A 17,563-nucleotide genomic window follows, 5' to 3' on the forward strand; every position below is an offset into this window, starting at 1 on the left:
TACGCGATCCATGGCCGTACGAGCCGCCGTCCTGCCCGCCATCGGCGCCCCCCTGGAGATCATCGGTATCGACCTGCCCGACCCGGGCCCCGGACAGGTCCGCGTCCGCCTCGCCGCCGCCGGCGTGTGTCACTCCGACCTGTCCCTGTCCAACGGCACCATGCGGGTCCCGGTCCCGGCCGTCCTCGGCCACGAGGGCGCCGGCACGGTGGTGGCCGTGGGGGAGGGGGTCACCCATGTCTCGCCCGGCGCTCCCGTGGTCCTCAACTGGGCCCCCTCCTGCGGCAGTTGCCACGCCTGCGCACTCGGCGAGGTCTGGCTGTGCGCCAACGCCCTGAACGGCGCCGCCGACGTCTACGCCCGCACCGCCGACGGCACCGACCTCCACCCCGGCCTGAACGTCGCGGCGTTCGCCGAGGAGACGGTGGTCTCCGCGTCCTGTGTGCTGCCCCTCCCGGACGGCGTGCCGCTGGTGGACGCCGCCCTCCTCGGCTGCGCCGTCCTCACCGGCTACGGCGCGGTCCACCACTCGGCCCGGGTCCGGGCCGGCGAGACGGTGGCCGTGTTCGGCGTCGGCGGGGTCGGCCTGGCCACCCTCCAGTCGGCGCGGATCGCGGGCGCGTCCCGCATCATCGCGGTCGACGTCTCCCCGGAGAAGGAGGAACTGGCAAGGGCGGCAGGCGCGACGGACTACCTTGTCGCCTCCGACACCACCCCGCGCGAGATCCGGGCCCTCACCGGAAAACAGGGCGTCGACGTCTCCGTCGAGTGCGTCGGCCGGGCGGTCTCCATCCGCGCCGCCTGGGACGCCACCCGCCGGGGCGGCCGTACGACGGTCGTCGGCATCGGCGGCAAGGACCAGGAGGTCACCTTCAACGCCCTGGAGATCTTCCACTGGGGCCGCACCCTGTCCGGCTGCGTCTACGGCAACTGCGACCCGGCCCGCGATCTGCCGGTGCTCGCCGAACACGTACGCGAAGGCCGCCTCGACCTGTCCGCCCTGGTCACCGAACGCATCGCCCTGGAGGGCATCCCGGCCGCCTTCGAGAACATGCTCGCGGGCAAGGGCGGCCGGGCACTGGTGGTGTTCTGAGGCTCGGACGACCTTCTCGGGTCGCGGCCCCCTGGACCGCGACCCGACGGGCCGAGCAGGGCGCGGGGCCGTATCGGCACGCGGCCCCGCCGCGTGGGCGCGACCAGCCACGAACGGCGCGCACCCGGCAGACCGGAGGACCCCCGCCCCCGTAGCCGCATCTCAGCGCAGGGCGCCGGACGGGACACCCAGCAGCAACCCCAACTCCCGCTCCCCCGACGGAGTCACCTTCACCGCGCGCTCCGACCCGACCCGCACGCACCACCCGGCGTCCAGCGCATACCGGCACAGCGCGGCCCCCGCCACCCCCGCGAGGTGCGGGCGCCGCTCCGTCCAGTCGAGGCACGCCCGGGCCAGCGGGCGCCGCCCTCCGCGCTCCAGCGGGATTCCGACCCGCCCGAACCACTCCACCCCCGCCTCCGTGAGCGCGAACCCCGTGTCCTGCCGCAGCAGCCCCCGCTCGGTCAGTGCGTCCGTGACCGCGATTCCCAGCCGCCCGGCGAGATGGTCGTAACAGGTACGCCCCCGCGCCATGGCCGAGCCCGCACTCGACTCGCGCAGGCTGCGAGCCGGGTGCCGCAGCGCCGCCGGAGGCACCTGCGCGGCGAGGTCCTCCACCAGCTGTGCCACCCCGGTGCCGGCCAGCCGCACGTACCGGTGCCGCCCCTGCCGTTCCTCGGCGAGCAGACCGCCGGCCACCAGTCTGCCCAGGTGCTCGCTGAGCGTGGACGCGGCGACCCCGGCGTGCCGGGCCAGTTCACCGGCCGTCCAGGCCCGCCCGTCGAGCAGTGCCAGCAGACAGGCGGCCCGCGTCTCGTCGGCGACCAGCGAGGCGAGCGAGGCGAGGCCGGCGGCCCGCGGATCCTTGGCGGTCATGCCTCCCAGCATGCGCCACGGACACTTCGGCACCCGCCGAACTATCGCTGCGCGCCCTGCCCGACCTGCTCGTACTGGTGCGCCAGCCCGTCCAGCAGTGCCGTCAGCCCCGCCTCGAAGGCCCGCTCGTCGATCTTCTCCTGCTGTTCGGCGAGCAGATGGGCCTGGCCGAGGTGGGGATAGTCGGCCGGGTCGTACGCGCTCGCGTCGTCGACGAAGCCCCCGGCGAACGAACCGAGCGCGGAGCCCATGATGAAGTACCGCATCAGCGCGCCGATGGAGGTCGCCTGGGCCGGCGGCCAGCCGGCGTCGACCATCGCACCGTAGACCGCGTCGGCCAGGTGGAGCGCGGCGGGGCGGCGGCCCGGCCCCCGGGCGAGGACCGGGACGATGTTGGGGTGGTCGCGCAGCGCCGCCCGGTAGGAGACGGCCCAGTCGTGCAGTGCGGTGCGCCAGTCGCGGCCGTCCTCGAACATCGCCAGGTCCACCAGCCCGCTCACCGAGTCCGCGACCGCTTCCAGGATCTCGTCCTTGGTGCGGAAGTGGTTGTAGAGCGAGGGCCCGCTCACCCCCAGCTCGGCGGCGAGCCGGCGGGTGGAGACGGCCGCCAGTCCCTCCCGGTCCACGAGGTCCCGGGCCGTCGCGACGATCCGGTCGGTGCTGAGGAGGGGCTTGCGCGGTCGGGCCATGGCGCACATAGTAGGGCTGCCAACAGAAACTAGCAGTGCTAATTTAAATGTACGGTTTTCAAGATCTGTCATCTGTGGGGTGATCTCGTGGTGAACCTGGAGCTGAGCGAGGAGCAGGCGGCCGTGCGGCAGCTCGCCCGGGACTTCGTGGCACGCGAGATCGCCCCGCACGTCGTCGACTGGGACCGGGCCGAGGAGGTTGACCGGGGCATCGTGAAGAAGCTCGGCGAGGTCGGCTTCCTCGGCCTGACCGTCGACGAGGAGTACGGCGGCTGTGGCGGCGACCATCTCGCCTACTGCCTGGTCACCGAGGAGCTGGGGCGCGGCGACTCCTCCGTGCGCGGCATCGTCTCGGTCTCCCTCGGGCTCGTCGCCAAGACGATCGCGGCCTGGGGCGACGAGGAGCACAAGCGCCGCTGGCTGCCGGGGTTGACCTCGGGCGCGTACGTCGGCTGCTTCGGCCTCACCGAGCCCGGTACCGGCTCCGACGCGGGCAACCTCACCACCCGGGCCGTACGCGACGGCGACGACTACGTCCTCAACGGCACCAAGATGTTCATCACCAACGGGACCTGGGCCGACGTCGTCCTGCTCTTCGCCCGCTCCACCGACGCGCCCGGCCACAAGGGCGTCAGCGCCTTCCTCGTGCCCGCCGACACGCCCGGCCTGACCCGCCGCACCGTCCACGGCAAGCTCGGCCTGCGCGGCCAGGCCACCGCCGAACTCGTCCTCCAGGACGTCCGCGTCCCCGCCTCGGCCCTGCTGGGCGAGGAGGGCAAGGGCTTCTCCGTCGCCATGTCGGCGCTCGCCAAGGGGCGGATGTCGGTGGCGGCCGGCTGCGTCGGCATAGCGCAGGCCGCGCTGGACGCGGCCGTCAGGTACGCCGGTGAGCGCGAGCAGTTCGGCAAGTCCATCGCCCGGCACCAGCTGGTGCAGGAGCTGATCAGCGACATCGCCGTCGATGTGGACGCGGCCCGGCTGCTGACCTGGCGGGTCGCCGATCTCATCGACCGCGGGCAGCCGTTCGCCGTCGAGTCCTCCAAGGCCAAGCTGTTCGCCTCCGAGGCCGCCGTCCGCGCCGCCAACAACGCCCTCCAGGTCTTCGGCGGCTACGGCTACATCGACGAGTACCCGGCCGGCAAACTCCTGCGCGACGCCCGTGTGATGACCCTCTACGAGGGCACCAGCCAGATCCAGAAGCTCCTCATCGGGCGTGCGCTGACCGGGGTTTCGGCGTTCTGAGGGCGGATCCGGCTGAGTACGTGTCTGAGTACGCCGGCGGATGTGGCGCGGGCCACGACCGCCGATGCTCTTCCGTATGAGTGACACACCGGTCAAGCAGCAGAGCACGGCCGCGTTCTACGGCCAGTCCGTCGCCTCCTTCGCGATCGCCATGGCGGCCACGGCCATCGGTATCTACCAGCTCGACACCAATGCCTGGGTCCGCGCGTTCCTCGCGATCGCGGTCCTCTACCTCGTCACCTCCGCCTTCACCCTCGCCAAGGTGATCCGGGACCGCCAGGAGGCCGGGCAGATCGTCAGCCGGGTCGACCAGGCCCGGCTGGAGAAGCTCCTCGCCGACCACGACCCCTTCGAGAAGATCTGAGCAGGCGCGCTAAGCGCTCGCTCACCTTCGGCGGTATGGTGGTGCTCCTGTCACCGAGAGGGGCGAGCGAGCGATGAGTACGGCGCAGGAGACGACCGGCGGCGAGATGGAGCCGTGGGAAGAGGTCACCCCTGACGCGGCCCGGCGGCTGCTCGTCGCCGCCGTGGAGGCCTTCGCCGAGCGCGGCTACCACGCGACGACGACCCGTGACATCGCCGGCCGTGCCGGGATGAGCCCGGCCGCGCTCTACATCCACTACAAGACCAAGGAAGAGCTGCTCCACCGGATCAGCCGGATCGGCCACGACAAGGCCCTCGACATCCTGCGCACGGCGGCCCGGCGGGAGGGCACCGCGGCCGAGCGGCTGGCCGACGCGGTCGGCTCCTTCGTCCGCTGGCACGCCGGCCGGCGCACCACCGCGCGCGTCGTGCAGTACGAACTCGACGCCCTCGGCCCCGAGGCCCGCGCCGAGATCGTCGCGCTGCGCCGCCAGGTCGACGCCGAGGTGCGCGGGATCATCGACGACGGAGTGGCCTCGGGCGAGTTCGACGTGCTGGACGTACAGGGCACCACGCTCGCCGTGCTCTCGCTCTGCATCGACGTGGCCCGCTGGTTCACCGTGAACGGCCCGCGCACCCCGGACGAGGTCGGTGCGCTCTACGCCGACCTCGTGCTGCGGATGGTCGGGGCGGAGCAGCCCCGACCGGCTCAGGGGTAGTACCGGGACTTCAGAGGTAGTACCGGGACACCGACTCCGCGACGCACACCGGCTTGTCGCCGCCCTCGCGCTCCACGGAGAAGGCGACCGTCACCTGGACGCCACCGGTGACGTCCTCGACACCGGTGATCTTCGCGGTCGCGCGCAGCCGGGAGCCGACGGGGACGGGCGCGGGGAAGCGGACCTTGTTCGTCCCGTAGTTGACGCCCATCCTGACGCCCTCGACCCGGATCAGCTGCGGGCCGAAGAGCGGCAGCAGCGAGAGGGTGAGGTAGCCGTGGGCGATGGTGGTCCCGAACGGCCCCGCCGCGGCCTTCTCCGGGTCCACGTGGATCCACTGGTGGTCGCCCGTGGCGTCGGCGAACAGGTCGATCCGCTTCTGGTCGACCTCCAGCCAGTCGGTGTACCCCAGCTGCTCGCCCACGGCCGCCTTCAGCTCGTCGGGGGAGGTGAAGGTCCTCGGTTCTGCCATGTTCCCGGCCTCTCGCTCGCTTGTCTAAGCAACTGCTTAGCATGCTCGGGTGTGCGGCGCCTGTCAACGGACCGCGACGGGGATCGGGTCGCTAGGCTCTGAGGAGTGCCCCAGATTCCCGAGAAGATCCACGAGCTGACCGTCGGCCAGCTGTCCGCGCGCAGCGGCGCCGCGGTCTCCGCCCTGCACTTCTACGAGGCCAAGGGTCTGATCAGCAGCCGCCGCACCGGCGGCAACCAGCGCCGCTACGGCCGTGACACCCTGCGCCGGGTCGCCTTCGTCCGTGCGGCCCAGCGGGTGGGCATCCCGCTGGCCACGATCCGGGACGCCCTCGCCGAGCTGCCCGAGGAGCGGACGCCGACCCGGGAGGACTGGGCCCGGCTGTCGGAGAAATGGCGTTCGGAACTCGACGAACGCATCAGACAGCTGAATCGTTTGCGTGACCACCTCACCGATTGCATCGGCTGCGGGTGTCTGTCGCTGGAGAACTGTGTCCTCTCCAACCCGGACGACGTGTTCGGCGAACGGCTGACGGGGTCGCGGCTGCTGGCGGAGGGGCGCTGAGCGCCCCTGCGGGGCCCCTACTCGTACTCCGTCCCGCCCTTGCGCGTCAGATACGCCGGACTCACCGCCTTCGCGATCGCCCGGCCCCCGGTCACCGCGCTGTACCGCTCCACCGCAGGGCGTATCACCACACCCTCCCGCAGATGCAGCTCCCGCCCCGAGACGGTCTCCCGGCCGCTCGCGAAGTCCCGGACCCGCTCGATGTCGTACGGCCCCGCGTACAGCGTGGGCGCCACCGGCAACTCCTTCTCCAGCAGCTCGGCCGCGTCCAGCCAGCGCACCGTCCCGCCGATCTCCGCCGACACGTCGAACGCCGCGTACCCCAGTGTGTCCCGCCGGCCGTCCGCGCCGTACGTCAGGTCCTGCACCCCCGCGCCGTACACCTCCCCGAAGATGCCGACCCGGGTGGCGCCCAGCCGCCGGCAGAGTTTCGCCGCGGTCTCGGCGACGCCGTGGGAGCGCACCGCCCGCCAGTAGAGGTTGCGCGGATCCTCCTTCAGGGCCAGGGACTTGGCGCCGAAACCCTTGGAGGACACGTACGCCCGACCCTCCTCGGCGGCATACGTCAGCAGGCACGCCGAACCGTGCAGCTTCTCCGTCAGGACGATCGGCTCGCCCGGGGCGAAGATGTCCGGGTAACGCTGGATGTTCTCGATGTCGACCCAGGGCAGCAGCCCGGGGGCGGACTCGACCTCGCCGTTCATGGTCGGCGGGATCGGGGGCACCCACTTGGTGATGCCCAGACGCTCGGCGAAGTCCGTGCCCTCGGCGGCCGCGCGCGCCAGGTCGACGTCCGCGAGTGACGTCGGCCGGCACACGATGCCCTGGGACAGCTCGCCGCGCAGCCGCACCGCCTTGACCCGGTTGGCCTCGCCGCCCGCCAGCCGCCCGGTCAGCCCCAGCTCCCCGATCAGCCCCGGCGGGAGGACGGACTGCTCGGGGATGTAGACGGCCGTGTCACCGGTGCGGTAGGCGCCCTTGGCGACGACCGCTCGGTACAGGCCCACCTGGGCCAGTTCGAGCGCGTCGGCGTTCGGATGCTCGTGGACGGTCAGCACTTCGGCGGTGACGCGCAGCGTCGACATCACAACTCCTCGCAGGATCGGGCACGTTGACGGCCCTCAGGCGTGTTTCATCGCGCCCCCACTCTCCGGGACGCAAACGGGTGGAGCCAGTGGATTAGCGGCTGGTAGCGTCGCGGTCTTCGGCTTCGGCCGGCCCCGTGCGCCGGAACCGCTCGTACTGGACCAGGCCCTCCGCCACCAGTTCCGCGTTGCCGGACGCCCGGTGGCCGTCCGGCAGCAGCAAGGTGTCCTCCAGGCCGATCCGGGTCGCGAGGCCCAGCCGGCCGGCCAGCCGCAGCACCGGCCAGGCGCCGGCCTCCTCGCCGTGCAGCAGGACCGGGCGGGCGGTCGCCTCACCGATCACGGACAGCAGCGCCCGCGCCGAGGCCCGCGCACGCGCCGGGTCCTGGTCGGTCACCTCCGCCAGCACGCGCAGCACACTCGCGGCGAGCGGCGAGCGAGCGAACCGGGCCGCGCCCTCGGTGCCCGACCAGATGCCCGCCTCGACACCCACCCCCCGCTCCAGCAACTGACCGGCGACCGCTTCGGCGCCCGGCTCGTGCCAGTTGACGGAGGCGAAGTCGGGCAGCACCGACCAGGCGCGCACCCGGCCGAGCCGGGCCTGCGGATCGGGCTCCGCCCAGGCGCCGGTCGTCACCCCGACCGGCACCGCCACCCGCGCCCGGATCGCCTCCAGCACCGGCGCGAGCACGCGCGGGGAGAGGCTGTCCTTTCCGCACGGCGTCTTCGGATGGACATGCACTTCCGTGGCCCCGGCGGCGACCGCCTCGGCCGCGGAACGGGCCATCTCCTCGGGCGACATCGGAATTCCCGCGCCGTCCGCCGGGGAGCGGCGCCCGTTCAGACAAACCTGCACCATGTCCTCGATGGTGGCATCCGCCACCGACAACGGCCCCCGCCCGACTCGCAGTCGGGGGTGCGGCATCCCCCTGCGCACCCCCCGGGAACCCCCAACCGCTCAGGCCGACATCAACAACTGCCCACGCCGGGCGTACTCCAGCGCCCGCGGGGTGAGCACGGGGCGGGGCACGAGGATCCCGCAGTCCGTGCAGACCGGGCCGGACGACGGCTCGTGGTCCAGGCCGTAGCGCCACACCAGGCGGTCCGCGCCGCACACCGGGCAGCAGGCGCCCGGTTCCCGCTCGAGTGCGGCGATCAGCCGGCGCAGCACCTCCGCCAGGGGCTCGTCCGGGTGCACCCGCGGGTCGTCGCACCAGGCGACCCCGAAGCCGCCCCAGGTCAGCCGGTGCCAGTCGTCCACGCTGCCCGGCCGGCGCAGGCCGTCGTGCTTCTCCTTCTTGCGCCGCTCGGTGAAGTCGGTCTCGTAGCCGAGCCAGACGGAACGGGCCTCCTCCAGCTCCTCCAGCGCGGCCACGAGCCGCACCGGGTCGGGGGAGCGGTCCTCGGGGCCGAAGCCCGCTCGGGAGCACAGATGGTCCCAGGTCGCCCGATGTCCGTAAGGGGCGAACTTCTCAAGACACTTGCGCAGTGAGTACCGCCGCAGTGCCAGATCGCAGTCCGGATCGCGTACCTGTCTCGCCAGACTCCGGAAACCGGCCATCGCCCTGCACCTCCGTCACACCTGCACCTGTACTTCGGTCACTTCGGCGTCGTCGCAAGGACGTCGCCGAATAGACGTATCGACAGGCGATTCGGCTCCATCTCTTCTCGTGCTCTTCTCGTGCGTTCTTCTTGGGCCTTCCAAAAAGTGACGCATGTTCATCTTCAATCTCGGGGATACCGGCGGTAACGTTCGCGCACCCCTGCCGCTAGGAGCTGCCATGCCACGGCGAACCCCACACATCGCCCTTGTCAGACTGAGAACGTCCCGCCGCTTCACCAGGTTCCTGAAGACCGCCGCGATCTGCGTCCTCGTCGGCGGCCTCCTCTCGCCGCTCACCCAGACGGCGTCCGCCGCCGAGGCCACCGCGTCGAACGACTACTGCGGCGGCCAGTGCTCAGACATCCTGCCGCCCGGCGAGAACGGCAACGCGACGCTCGCCCAGATCCTGCTCAACCAGGCCTTCGGCACCCAGCCTTCACATGCCGAGGACCAGCTCGGCCCGTATGCCAACCTGGCCACGGGCTACTCGGGTCTCACCGACGCCACGATCAACAACTTCTTCAACGACTCCTCGTTCGGCGTCCCCTCCGACCAGGTCGCCTCCACCGAGAAGCCCAATGGCCGCGGTGACGTGACCATCGTCCGCGACAAGAAGACCGGAGTGCCGCACATCACGGGCACCACCCGGTACGGCACCGAGTTCGGAGCCGGTTATGCCGCCGCCGAGGACCGGCTGTGGCTGATGGACGTCTTCCGGCACGTCGGCCGCGGCCAGCTGACCTCCTTCGCCGGCGGCGCGGCCGCCAACCAGGGCCTGGAGCAGCAGTTCTACCGCAACGCCCCGTACACCGAGGCCGACCTCCAGGCGCAGATCGACCGCGCGGTGGCCACCAACGGCGCCCGCGGCCAGCAGGCCATGGCCGACGCCAACGCCTACCTCGACGGCATCAACTCCTACATCGACGCCTCCGACAGCGGCCGTTACTTCCCCGGCGAGTACGACCTGACCGGCCACAAGAACGCGGTCACCAACGCCGGCACCATCGACCACTTCAAGATCACCGACCTGGTGGCGCTGGCCTCCGTCATCGGCTCGCTGTTCGGCTCCGGCGGAGGCGGTGAGGTCAACAACGCCGTCTCCCTGCTCGCCGCCCAGCAGAAGTACGGGGTCGAGGAGGGCACCAAGGTCTGGGAGTCCTTCCGCGAGCGCAACGACCCCGAGGCGGTCCTGACCGTCCACGACGGCGAGAGCTTCCCGTACGGCGCCAAGCCCGCCGACGCCAAGGGCGAGGCCCTGCCCGACCCCGGCTCGGTCACCCAGGAACCGCTCGTCTACGACCGCACGGGCAGTGCGGCCACCACGGCCGCCAAGAGCACCTCCGCCACCGCCGCCAACGCCACGCTGAGCTCGGCCAGACGCGGTATGTCCAACGCGCTCGTCGTCAGCGGCAAGTACACCGCCAGCGGCCACCCGATAGCCGTCTTCGGACCGCAGACCGGGTACTTCGCGCCACAACTGCTCATGCTCCAGGAGATCCAGGGCCCCGGCATCAGCGCGCGCGGCGCCTCCTTCGCGGGCCTGAGCATGTACGTCGAACTCGGCCGCGGCCAGGACTACTCGTGGTCCGCGACCACCTCGGGCCAGGACATCATCGACACCTACGCCGTCGAGCTGTGCCAGGACGACTACCACTACCTGTACCACGGCACCTGCACGGCCATGGACGAGGTCGAGCAGAAGAACTCCTGGTCGCCGACGCTGGCCGACGGCACCGCCGCGGGGTCGTACACCATGCGGGTCTGGAGAACGAAGTACGGCCCGGTCCAGTACCGCGCGACCGTCGGCGGCAAGAAGGTCGCCTACACCACCCTGCGCTCGTCGTATCTGCACGAGGCCGACTCGATCATCGGCTTCCAGATGCTGAACGACCCCGACTTCGTCAAGGGCCCGAAGGACTTCCAGAGCGCGGCCCAGCACATCAACTACACCTTCAACTGGTTCTACGCCGACTCCCAGCACACCGCGTACTACAACAGCGGCGACAACCCGGTCCGGGCCGCCGGCGTCGACGCCGAGTTCCCGGTCTGGGCGCAGCCCGCGTACGAGTGGCAGAACTGGGACCCGGCCACCAACACGTCCGACTACACCCCGGCCTCCGCCCACCCCAACTCCGTCGACCAGGACTACTACGTCTCCTGGAACAACAAGCAGGCCAAGGACTACACGACCGCGTCCTGGGGCGACGGCTCGGTGCACCGCGGCAATCTGCTGGACGACCGGGTGAAGAAGCTCGTCGCGGCCGGCGGGGTGACCCGCACCAAACTGGTGCAGGCCATGGCGGACGCGGCCCTCGCCGACCTGCGCGCCGAGGACGTGCTGCCCAAGCTGCTCAAGGTGATCAACTCCGCGGCGGTGTCCGACCCCACGGCCGCCGACGCGGTGAACAAGCTCCAGGCGTGGGTCACCGCGGGCGCCAAGCGCACGGAGACCTCGGCGGGTTCGAAGACGTACGCCAACGCCGACGCGATCCGCATCCTGGACGCGTGGTGGCCGCTGCTCGTCAAGGCCGAGTTCGAACCGGGCCTCGGCAGCGACCTGTACACCGACCTGACCGACAACCTGTCCGTCGACGAGGCCCCGTCCGCCGGCCACGGCCCGACGGGCTCGCACGCCGGAAGCTCCTTCCAGTACGGCTGGTGGAGCTATGTCGACAAGGACATCCGGTCCGTGCTCGGGGAGAACGTGCAGGGCGGCCTCGCCGAGAAGTACTGCGGCGGCGGTGACCTCGGCTCCTGCCGGGACATCCTGATCAGCACCCTGAAGCAGGCCGCCGGGATGACCGCCGCCCAGGTCTACCCGGGCGACAGCCTGTGCTCGGCCGGTGACCAGTGGTGCGCCGACTCGATCGTCCAGCGCACCCTCGGCGGTATCAAGCACGGCAACATCAGCTGGCAGAACCGGCCGACCTTCCAGCAGGTCGTCGAGTACACCTCGCACCGGTGAGGTGAACCAATGAAGTGATCCGGGCGGCGGGTCGGCTCAGCTGATACGGCCCGCCGCCAGGACCACACGGGCCAGTTCGGGGTGCACGATGTCGCTGTGCGCCCCCGCCGGCGGCCCGCCGTGGCAGACGACCGCGGCCGCGTCGACGCTCACGCACCCGGACGTGGGCAGCGACCCGTTCAGGGCCGCCGCGAGATCCAGCCGCGCCGCCCCCGGCACCGCCTGCACCCCGTCGTGCCCCAAGGCACCCCACTCCGGCCCCAGCACGGCCGCGATCTCGCTGCCCACAGCGGAACGGTCGTCCCCGGACAGCCGCGAGGCCAGCGGATAGAACGTGCCGAGGGCCTGGTCGAAGTGCGAGTAACAGCACACCAGCGGCCCGTCGATGCGCCGCTGGCGGTCCTTCAACGCCCCCGCCTTGTCCGGTGCCTGCGGTAGCCGTTCCGCGAACGCGTAGTGTGAGAAGGCCCCCTGCAGCAGCGTCAGCGACTTCACCGTACGCACCCCGTCGGGCAGTCCGCGCAGTGCGAACGACACCAGCCGCCCGCCGAAGCTGTGCCCCGTCAGATGCACCCGCACCCCGGGCGCCGCCGCGGCCAACCGCTCGATCACCGGCCCGAGTCCGTGCTCTCCGATCGTCCCGCCACGCCGCTTCATCGTGTAGTACGTCGCCTGCCGCAGCAGCTCCTTGGCGCCGTCCCAGGGGTTCGGGATGCTGAACCCGGGGGCCGCGCCGGCGGACCGCACCGCCGCGAGCGCCTCGGCGAACTCCTCGCACGCGGTCGCCGGGTCCTCGGTGAACACGCCCGGCTCGCCCTCCTCCTCCGTGTCGGCCACGCCGGGCCGTCGCTCCCCGTCGATCAGCTGCCGCACCAGTGCGCCGAACTCCGTCAGCCCCTGGGCGCCGCCGGGCCGTTCGTCCAGCATGCGGGCCAGTCGGCCGATCAGGGCCGCCCGGTCCGGGAAGACCGCCACCAGCGCCCGCCGGGTGTCCGCGTCCAGCGCCGCGGACTGGGCCGGCGCGGCCGCCGTCGACTTCGGGAAGTTCGGGATCGGCTCGTCGCTGAACCGCATCGACGGCCAGATCACGCCGACGTACCCGATGCGGGCCCGTGGGGCTAGCCCCGGGATCGGGGCGAAGAAACGGCGGTACAGCGCGGTCGCGCCCGAACGGTCGTCGTTCCAGCCGTGTGCGAAGACGATCAGGTCACGGACGCCGTGTGCCGTGACCTGCGCCACCAGCTGATCGCGTTCGGGGCCGTCCACGTCCCCGTCGGCGTCGAAGGTCAGCTCCCAGTAGGGAGTCACGCTCATCCCAGGATCGGCCATGCCAGGCTCCCTCGTCCCCCCGGAAGCGATGCGTAACGATGCGTAACGATGTGTTGCGGACACATCGTCCTGCGCCGGGGCAACGTTGGCCATACGTCGCGCCTCATGTGTAGAGGAGATATTCCTTCCGAGTCCGCCGGAACGCGGCCAGCTCGTCCTGCCAGGCGCCGGTGACCTCGTCGGTGCTCGCCCTCGCGTCGATCATCGTGCGCACCCGGGCCGAACCGGTGAGGTTGTCGATCCAGTGGTCGGAGCGCCACGCGAAGCCGTTCCAGACCTTCTTCGCGGTCACCAGCAGCGCGATCCCGGTGCGTACGGGGTCGTAGGCGGCCCGGTCCGTCACGTGGATCTGTACCCCGCCGACCGTCCTGCCCTCGAACTTGGAGAAGGTGGGCGCGAAGTACGCCTCCCTGAACCGCACGCCGGGCAGCGCGAGTTCGTTCGCGGCGGCGGCCCAGCGGCCGTCGATGCCCTCGGCGCCGAGCAGTTCGAAGGGCCGGGTCGTGCCCCTGCCCTCCGAGAGGTTGGTGCCCTCGAACATGCAGGTGCCGGAGTAGACGAGGGCCGTGTCCGGGGTCGGCATGTTCGGGCTCGGCGGCACCCACGGCAGTGCGGAGGCGTCGTACGGGTCCGACCGCTGCCACCCGCTCATCAGGACGGTGTCCAGCGCGACCGACTTGTTCAGGAACTCCCCGTTGAACAGCCGCGCCAGCTCCGCGACCGTCATCCCGTGCGCCTGTGCGATCGGCTGCCGGCCGACGAAGCTCGCGAACTCCTTGTGCAGGACGGGACCTCGGGCCTCGCGGCCGGTCACCGGATTGGGCCGGTCCAGGACGACGAACCGCGTGCCGGCGAGCCGGGCCGCCTCCATGCAGTCGTACAGCGTCCAGATGTAGGTGTAGAAGCGGGCGCCGACGTCCTGGATGTCGAAGACGACCGTGTCGACGCCGGCGGCGGTGAAGACGCCAGCGAGGGTCTGGCCGCTCTTGAGGTACGTGTCGTAGACCGGCAGGCCCGTCGCCGGGTCGTCGTACCGGCCCTGCGAGCCGCCCGCTTGCGCGGTGCCCCTGAAGCCGTGTTCCGGGCCGAAGACCGCCGTCAGCTTCACCCGGGGGTCTTGGTGCATCACGTCGACGATGTGATCGGTGTTTCTCGTGATGCCGGTGGGATTGGTGACGATTCCGACGCGCCGGCCTTTCAGCAGGGAGTAACCGTCGGCCGCGAGTCTTTCGAAGCCGGTGCGGAGTTGTTCGCGGTGCCGGGGTGCGCGTGGGGTGGCCGCGAGTGCGGCCGATGCGATCAGGTTCCGGCGGGACAGGTGCATGGGGCCTCCGTGGTCTTGGAACGTGCGGGCCGTACTGGGCTGCTCGTGCGGTTCCCCGCGCCCCTAAGAGGTTGGGACGGTCGCCCTTCCCTCACACATACCGACCGGTTAGTCTGGGCCGGTCAGAGCTGGTGCGCGCCGCGCTTTGTCGTGTCGAAGGAGACCGATGGTGGAAGCCGTGCAGGATGCCGGAGTGGTCGTCACGGGGGCGGGCGGAGGGATCGGGGCCGCGCTGGCCCGGCGGTTCGCCGCCGAAGGGGCGCGGGTCGTCGTCAACGATCTGGATGCCGAGAAGGCGAAGGCGGTGGCCGGGGAGATCGGCGCAATCGCCGTGCCCGGTGACGCCTCCGCCGTCGTCGGGGCCGCCCGGGACGCACTCGGCGGCACCGTCGACGTCTACTGCGCGAACGCCGGGGTCGCCTTCGAGGACGGCGGTGCCGCCGGGCCGCTCGACGAGAAGTCGTGGGCCGTGTCCTGGGACGTCAACGTCATGGCGCATGTACGGGCGGCCCACGAGCTGCTGCCGGACTGGCTGGAGCGCGGTGGCGGGCGGTTCGTGTCCACCGTGTCGGCCGCCGGGCTGCTCACCATGATCGGCGCCCCGTCCTACAGCGTCACCAAGCACGGCGCCTACGCCTTCGCCGAGTGGCTGTCGCTGACGTACCGTCACCGGGGCCTGAGGGTGCACGCGATCTGTCCGCAGGGCGTGCGCACGGACATGCTGGCGGCGACCGGCAGCGCCGGGAACCTGGTGCTCCAGCCGACCGCGATCGAGCCGGCGGCCGTCGCGGACGCTCTGTTCCGAGGCATCGAGGAGGACCGCTTCCTGATCCTGCCGCACCCCGAGGTGGCCGAGTACTACCGGGCGCGGGCCGCCGATCCGGATCGCTGGATGAGCGGGATGAACCACCTCCAGCGCAAGTGGGAGGAGGCCCGGTGAGCCCCGTCCGGTACGCCGACCGGCCCTGGCTGGCGCTGCTCGACGACGTCCAGCGCGGTCCGGTCGAGCCCGCAGACTCCCTGGTGCACGCCCTGCGCGCCGCCGTCGCCGAGGCCCCCGACCGCACCTGCCTGGCCTACTTCGACGCCCGCCTGAGCTACCGCGAGGTGGACGAGCTGAGCGACTCCGTCGCCGCCCACCTGGCCGCGCGCGGTCTGGAGCGCGGCGACCGGGTGGCCGTGCTGCTCCAGAACTCCCCGCACTTCGTGCTCGCCGTCCTCGGTGCCTGGAAGGCGGGCGCGACCGTCGTCCCGGTCAACCCCATGTACAAGTCGGGCGAGGTGGGGCACGTCCTGCGGGACGGCGAGGTGACCGCGCTGGTCTGCTCCGACCGCGCCTGGGAGTCGTATCTGCGCCAGACGGCCGCCGGGTCGCCGGTGCGGATCGTGCTCACCGCGTGCGAGCTGGACTTCCAGACGCGCAACGACGCGCGCGTGCTCGGTTTCGAGCGGCTGTCCCCGCCCCGTGACGCCGACGACCTGGTGGCCGTCGCGCGGCAGGGCGCCGCGGCGCCGGCGGGCCGCGATGCGCGCCCCGGTGACATCGCCCTGATCAGCTACACCTCCGGCACCAGCGGCACGCCCAAGGGCGCCACCAACACGCACGGCAACATCATGCACAACGCCGAGCGGCAGCGGACCGGGCTCGCGCTGCCCGAGGCGCCCGTCTACTACGCGCTCGCGCCGCTGTTCCACATCACCGGCATGGTCTGCCAGTTCGGCGCCTGCCTGAACAGCGCGGGCACCCTGGTGCTCGCCTACCGCTTCGAGCCCGGGCTCGTCCTGGAGGCGTTCGCCGAGCACCGCCCGCACTACACGGTCGGCCCGTCCACCGCCTACATGGCGCTCGCCGCCCACCCGGACGCCACCCCCGGACACTTCGCCTCCTTCGTGAACCTGTCCTCCGGTGGGGCGCCCGTGCCGCCGGCCCTGGTGGAGAAGTTCCGCGGGCTCTTCGGGCCCTACATCCGCGTCGGCTACGGCCTCACCGAGTGCTCCGGCCCGTGCGCCGCCGTCCCGCCCGGCCTGGAAGCCCCCGTGGACCCCGTCTCCGGGACACTGTCGGTGGGGGTGCCCGGCGCCGACACGCTCGTGCGGATCGTGGACGAGCGGGGCGCGGAGGTGCCGTTCGGGGAGCAGGGCGAGATCGTCGTACGGGGTCCGCAGGTGATCCCCGGCTACTGGCACCGCCCGGACGCCACCGCGGAGACCTTCCCCGACGGCGAGCTGCGCACCGGCGACATCGGCTTCATGGACGAGCGGGGCTGGCTGTATGTCGTCGACCGGAAGAAGGACATGATCAACGCGTCCGGCTTCAAGGTGTGGCCGCGGGAGGTCGAGGACGTCCTGTACACCCACCCGGCGGTGCGCGAGGCGGCCGTCGTCGGCGTTCCCGACGGCTATCGTGGCGAGACTGTCAAGGCCTATATCAGCCTGCGTCCGGGCGCCGAGACGGACCCGGATGAACTCGCGGTGTACTGCAAGGAGAGACTTGCGGCCTACAAGTACCCGCGCCAGGTGGAGATCCTGCCCGACTTGCCCAAGACGGCGAGTGGGAAGATCCTCCGTCGGGAACTGCGCTCCCGCGCGCACGACAACGGTTAAGCATCACGGAAAGGCAGGTGGCGGCAGTGCCCAGGACGACGGACGGGGACGGGACGCCCGTCCCGCAGCGGCTGCTGGCCGCCGCCACCCGGCTCTTCGCGGAGCGGGGCTACGACCGCACCTCCGTGCAGGAGATCGTGGAGGCGGCAGGCGTCACCAAGGGCGCGCTGTACCACTACTTCGGCTCCAAGGACGACCTCCTGCACGAGGTGTACGCGCGCGTGCTGCGCGTCCAGATGGAGCGGCTCGACCACTTCGCGGGCATGGACGCGCCGGTCGAGCAGCGGCTGCGGGGCGCGGCGGCGGACGTGGTCGTCACCACGATCGAGAACCTCGACGACGCGATGATCTTCTTCCGGTCGATGCACCATCTGAGCCCGGAGAAGAACAAGCAGGTCCGCGCCGAGCGCCGGCGCTACCACGAGCGGTTCCGCGCGCTGATCGAGGAGGGCCAGAAGGAGGGCGTCTTCTCCACGGCGACCCCGGCCGACCTGGTCGTGGACTACCACTTCGGCTCCGTCCACCACCTGTCCACCTGGTACCGCCCCGACGGCCCGCTCACCCCACAGCAGGTCGCCGACCACCTCGCCGACCTGCTGCTGCGGGCGCTGCGTCCGTAGCCTCCGCAGCCTCCG

General features: G+C 71.5%; 17 protein-coding genes. 9 read left to right on the forward strand and 8 right to left on the reverse strand.

Features of this window, described 5'->3' with window-relative positions; all coding sequences use genetic code 11:
• Positions 1-10 precede the first annotated feature (10 nt).
• A complete protein-coding gene (locus ADK64_RS03595; RefSeq protein ID WP_053654686.1) occupies positions 11-1,093 on the forward strand; it encodes a Zn-dependent alcohol dehydrogenase in 1,083 nt (360 codons plus the stop codon).
• 162 nt (positions 1,094-1,255) lie between these two features.
• Here the strand turns inward: ADK64_RS03595 and ADK64_RS03600 are convergent, their stop codons facing one another.
• Together ADK64_RS03600 and ADK64_RS03605 are read right to left on the reverse strand one after the other, a co-directional pair.
• Positions 1,256-1,969, reverse strand: coding sequence for an ArsR/SmtB family transcription factor (locus tag ADK64_RS03600; protein ID WP_053654791.1), 714 nt, complete (start codon positions 1,967-1,969; stop codon positions 1,256-1,258).
• Between the two features lie 41 nt (positions 1,970-2,010).
• A complete protein-coding gene (locus tag ADK64_RS03605; protein ID WP_053654687.1) occupies positions 2,011-2,658 on the reverse strand; it encodes a TetR/AcrR family transcriptional regulator in 648 nt (215 codons plus the stop codon).
• Positions 2,659-2,748: 90 nt separating this feature from the next.
• On the opposite strand from ADK64_RS03605, the gene ADK64_RS03610 reads away from it, so the two are divergent.
• The 3 genes from ADK64_RS03610 (at position 2,749) to ADK64_RS03620 (ending at position 4,982) form a co-directional block, all read left to right on the forward strand.
• On the forward strand, positions 2,749-3,900 hold the full coding sequence (locus ADK64_RS03610; RefSeq protein ID WP_053654793.1) for an acyl-CoA dehydrogenase family protein: 1,152 nt from the start codon (positions 2,749-2,751) through the stop codon (positions 3,898-3,900).
• A 76-nt stretch (positions 3,901-3,976) separates the two neighbouring features.
• Positions 3,977-4,264 carry a YiaA/YiaB family inner membrane protein gene (locus ADK64_RS03615; protein ID WP_053654795.1) on the forward strand — a complete coding sequence of 96 codons (288 nt, stop codon included), beginning with the start codon at positions 3,977-3,979 and terminating at the stop codon, positions 4,262-4,264.
• A gap of 73 nt (positions 4,265-4,337) precedes the next feature.
• Positions 4,338-4,982: a TetR/AcrR family transcriptional regulator gene (locus tag ADK64_RS03620; protein WP_053654688.1), complete on the forward strand. Its 645-nt coding sequence runs from the start codon at positions 4,338-4,340 to the stop codon at positions 4,980-4,982.
• Between the two features lie 10 nt (positions 4,983-4,992).
• Here ADK64_RS03620 and ADK64_RS03625 read toward each other — a convergent pair whose 3' ends face one another.
• Positions 4,993-5,454 (reverse strand): MaoC family dehydratase, encoded by a 462-nt coding sequence (locus ADK64_RS03625; RefSeq protein ID WP_053654689.1) that lies wholly within the window; start codon positions 5,452-5,454, stop codon positions 4,993-4,995.
• Positions 5,455-5,559: 105 nt separating this feature from the next.
• On the opposite strand from ADK64_RS03625, the gene soxR reads away from it, so the two are divergent.
• Complete coding sequence (soxR, locus tag ADK64_RS03630; RefSeq protein ID WP_053654690.1) at positions 5,560-6,018, forward strand: redox-sensitive transcriptional activator SoxR; 459 nt, start codon at positions 5,560-5,562, stop codon at positions 6,016-6,018.
• 17 nt (positions 6,019-6,035) lie between these two features.
• Here the strand turns inward: soxR and ADK64_RS03635 are convergent, their stop codons facing one another.
• From ADK64_RS03635 to ADK64_RS03645, 3 genes are all read right to left on the reverse strand, one after another.
• Positions 6,036-7,103 carry an RNA ligase (ATP) gene (locus ADK64_RS03635; protein ID WP_053654691.1) on the reverse strand — a complete coding sequence of 356 codons (1,068 nt, stop codon included), beginning with the start codon at positions 7,101-7,103 and terminating at the stop codon, positions 6,036-6,038.
• 94 nt (positions 7,104-7,197) lie between these two features.
• Positions 7,198-7,962 carry a 3-keto-5-aminohexanoate cleavage protein gene (locus ADK64_RS03640; RefSeq protein WP_053654798.1) on the reverse strand — a complete coding sequence of 255 codons (765 nt, stop codon included), beginning with the start codon at positions 7,960-7,962 and terminating at the stop codon, positions 7,198-7,200.
• Positions 7,963-8,061: 99 nt separating this feature from the next.
• The gene (locus ADK64_RS03645; RefSeq protein WP_053654692.1) at positions 8,062-8,664 is read right to left on the reverse strand and encodes a hypothetical protein; all 603 of its coding nucleotides are present in this window, start codon (positions 8,662-8,664) and stop codon (positions 8,062-8,064) included.
• Positions 8,665-8,884: 220 nt separating this feature from the next.
• On the opposite strand from ADK64_RS03645, the gene ADK64_RS03650 reads away from it, so the two are divergent.
• Positions 8,885-11,671 carry a penicillin acylase family protein gene (locus tag ADK64_RS03650; RefSeq protein ID WP_053654693.1) on the forward strand — a complete coding sequence of 929 codons (2,787 nt, stop codon included), beginning with the start codon at positions 8,885-8,887 and terminating at the stop codon, positions 11,669-11,671.
• A 36-nt stretch (positions 11,672-11,707) separates the two neighbouring features.
• On the opposite strand, the gene ADK64_RS03655 is transcribed toward ADK64_RS03650, so the two are convergent.
• Both ADK64_RS03655 and ADK64_RS03660 read right to left on the reverse strand, forming a co-directional pair.
• Positions 11,708-13,000, reverse strand: coding sequence for a serine/threonine protein kinase (locus ADK64_RS03655; RefSeq protein WP_053654694.1), 1,293 nt, complete (start codon positions 12,998-13,000; stop codon positions 11,708-11,710).
• A gap of 103 nt (positions 13,001-13,103) precedes the next feature.
• Entirely contained in the window at positions 13,104-14,324 is a 1,221-nt protein-coding gene (locus ADK64_RS03660; RefSeq protein ID WP_053654697.1) for an exo-beta-N-acetylmuramidase NamZ domain-containing protein, read from the reverse strand.
• 166 nt (positions 14,325-14,490) lie between these two features.
• Here ADK64_RS03660 and ADK64_RS03665 point away from each other — a divergent pair, with 166 nt between their 5' ends.
• From ADK64_RS03665 to ADK64_RS03675, 3 genes are read left to right on the forward strand one after another with little or no spacing between them, the layout of a single operon-like run.
• Positions 14,491-15,264 (forward strand): SDR family oxidoreductase, encoded by a 774-nt coding sequence (locus ADK64_RS03665; protein ID WP_053654699.1) that lies wholly within the window; start codon positions 14,491-14,493, stop codon positions 15,262-15,264.
• A complete protein-coding gene (locus tag ADK64_RS03670) occupies positions 15,261-16,928 on the forward strand; it encodes a class I adenylate-forming enzyme family protein (protein WP_053654701.1) in 1,668 nt (555 codons plus the stop codon). The genes ADK64_RS03665 and ADK64_RS03670 overlap by 4 nt, the downstream gene beginning before the upstream one ends.
• Positions 16,929-16,954: 26 nt before the next feature.
• On the forward strand, positions 16,955-17,548 hold the full coding sequence (locus ADK64_RS03675; RefSeq protein WP_053654703.1) for a TetR/AcrR family transcriptional regulator: 594 nt from the start codon (positions 16,955-16,957) through the stop codon (positions 17,546-17,548).
• The last annotated feature ends 15 nt before the right edge of the window (positions 17,549-17,563 follow it).

Source organism: Streptomyces sp. MMG1121, from assembly GCF_001280015.1.
Classification (GTDB): domain Bacteria; phylum Actinomycetota; class Actinomycetes; order Streptomycetales; family Streptomycetaceae; genus Streptomyces.

What these genes read in the sequence shown, in the direction of transcription:
- ADK64_RS03595 (WP_053654686.1), top strand. Translation starts at nt 11, where the DNA reads ATGGCCGTACGAGCCGCCGTCCTGCCCGCCATCGGCGCCCCCCTGGAG.
- ADK64_RS03600 (WP_053654791.1), bottom strand. Translation starts at nt 1,969, where the DNA reads ATGACCGCCAAGGATCCGCGGGCCGCCGGCCTCGCCTCGCTCGCCTCG.
- ADK64_RS03605 (WP_053654687.1), bottom strand. Translation starts at nt 2,658, where the DNA reads ATGGCCCGACCGCGCAAGCCCCTCCTCAGCACCGACCGGATCGTCGCG.
- ADK64_RS03615 (WP_053654795.1), top strand. Translation starts at nt 3,977, where the DNA reads ATGAGTGACACACCGGTCAAGCAGCAGAGCACGGCCGCGTTCTACGGC.
- ADK64_RS03620 (WP_053654688.1), top strand. Translation starts at nt 4,338, where the DNA reads ATGAGTACGGCGCAGGAGACGACCGGCGGCGAGATGGAGCCGTGGGAA.
- ADK64_RS03625 (WP_053654689.1), bottom strand. Translation starts at nt 5,454, where the DNA reads ATGGCAGAACCGAGGACCTTCACCTCCCCCGACGAGCTGAAGGCGGCC.
- ADK64_RS03635 (WP_053654691.1), bottom strand. Translation starts at nt 7,103, where the DNA reads ATGTCGACGCTGCGCGTCACCGCCGAAGTGCTGACCGTCCACGAGCAT.
- ADK64_RS03640 (WP_053654798.1), bottom strand. Translation starts at nt 7,962, where the DNA reads ATGGTGCAGGTTTGTCTGAACGGGCGCCGCTCCCCGGCGGACGGCGCG.
- ADK64_RS03645 (WP_053654692.1), bottom strand. Translation starts at nt 8,664, where the DNA reads ATGGCCGGTTTCCGGAGTCTGGCGAGACAGGTACGCGATCCGGACTGC.
- ADK64_RS03650 (WP_053654693.1), top strand. Translation starts at nt 8,885, where the DNA reads ATGCCACGGCGAACCCCACACATCGCCCTTGTCAGACTGAGAACGTCC.
- ADK64_RS03655 (WP_053654694.1), bottom strand. Translation starts at nt 13,000, where the DNA reads ATGGCCGATCCTGGGATGAGCGTGACTCCCTACTGGGAGCTGACCTTC.
- ADK64_RS03660 (WP_053654697.1), bottom strand. Translation starts at nt 14,324, where the DNA reads ATGCACCTGTCCCGCCGGAACCTGATCGCATCGGCCGCACTCGCGGCC.
- ADK64_RS03665 (WP_053654699.1), top strand. Translation starts at nt 14,491, where the DNA reads ATGGTGGAAGCCGTGCAGGATGCCGGAGTGGTCGTCACGGGGGCGGGC.